1 protein-coding gene is annotated in these 1,104 nt (G+C 56.1%); it reads left to right on the forward strand.

Going from position 1 to position 1,104, the window contains the following annotated elements; translation table 11 throughout:
• Window positions 1-585: 585 nt before the first annotated feature.
• A complete protein-coding gene (locus EN935_RS37270; RefSeq protein ID WP_127374304.1) occupies window positions 586-831 on the forward strand; it encodes a DUF982 domain-containing protein in 246 nt (81 codons plus the stop codon).
• The last annotated feature ends 273 nt before the right edge of the window (window positions 832-1,104 follow it).

Raw genomic sequence — 1,104 nt, forward strand, 5'->3', positions numbered from 1 at the left:
GCCCACGTCTCCAGTAGCGCCAAGGATTGGCGGAACCCGTTGCGGCGACCCCTCATCAACGGAGTCGCCAAGGCAGCGCGGGAAGTGACCGGGAAGGGAAGTCGAGTTGGTCCAGTGGAACACCACAGGACCGGTAGGCCACCCACGGCTGGGGAGCGCCGTACGCTTCCCGACATCAATTGGTGGGAACCTATACCGCGTTGTGCGCGTAGTAGTGCGCAACTAGCGGGGCATTAACAAATGATGGTCGGGACGGTTCTGGTCGTTGAAGATGAGCCACTAATCCTGCTCGATGTCGAGACGGCGCTACAGACGTTAGGAGTTACTAATAGAATGTTGGTTCGGTCAGGCGGGCTCACGTGGCCTGTCAAATCAGGAAATTTCTCGCGGGACAGGTCATAGCGGAATACTACGCTGAGGCGCCGACATCCCATCGCTGCTGAATAGGCTACGAAACGAGTCGTGACGAATGCAATTTTCGCGGCGACGCAGTCCATACCTACTCACGCAACGGTGATAGCTGTTCAACGAAACCGTTCGTCGACACGCGCGTTTTGTGCAGTGCGGTCCATCTGAGGTTCCATCATGTACGAAGCGTGGTTTTCCAAGCCGGTGCCAGTCACCACCGGCATTGGCGGAAATATTCGCAACCTCTTGAATGCTCAACAGGCGCTAGATTTGCTTGGAGGCAATTGGCGCGATGCAGGAAGTCAAAAACATTGGTCCGCGTTGAGAGCTTGCCAGCAGGCCATAAACGGCGGCGTTTCCGCCGATGTTGCAAGAGAAGTTTTTGTCGAAGCCGCCCGAGAGGCGCATATTTTGGTTGAATGAGATCACAGGTTGCGCGCCGGTTTCCTTGTCGGCCTCGAAGGTCCTTTCGTCGGCAGGAAGGTCTCCGGTCAGTTGGGCATTCGAAAATCCCTCAAGGATTACAATACCAGATCGCGATTGAGAGACGCGTAATTGCTGGCGAGGTAGATCGACCGCGTTTGGAGAAAGCTCGCATCTACTAGGTGTTCAACCAACGCGGTCTTGTTCAGCGCCATCCTGTTTTCTACGGCGGGTGCCAAAGGCCAGCAATGCCGAACGATCACGCTCCTCGGC

Origin of the sequence: Mesorhizobium sp. M7D.F.Ca.US.004.03.1.1, assembly GCF_003998635.1 — a bacterium.
GTDB classification, from domain to species: domain Bacteria; phylum Pseudomonadota; class Alphaproteobacteria; order Rhizobiales; family Rhizobiaceae; genus Mesorhizobium; species Mesorhizobium loti.

Coding starts and splice junctions, on each gene's coding strand:
- EN935_RS37270 (WP_127374304.1), top strand. CDS start 586: ATGTACGAAGCGTGGTTTTCCAAGCCGGTGCCAGTCACCACCGGCATT.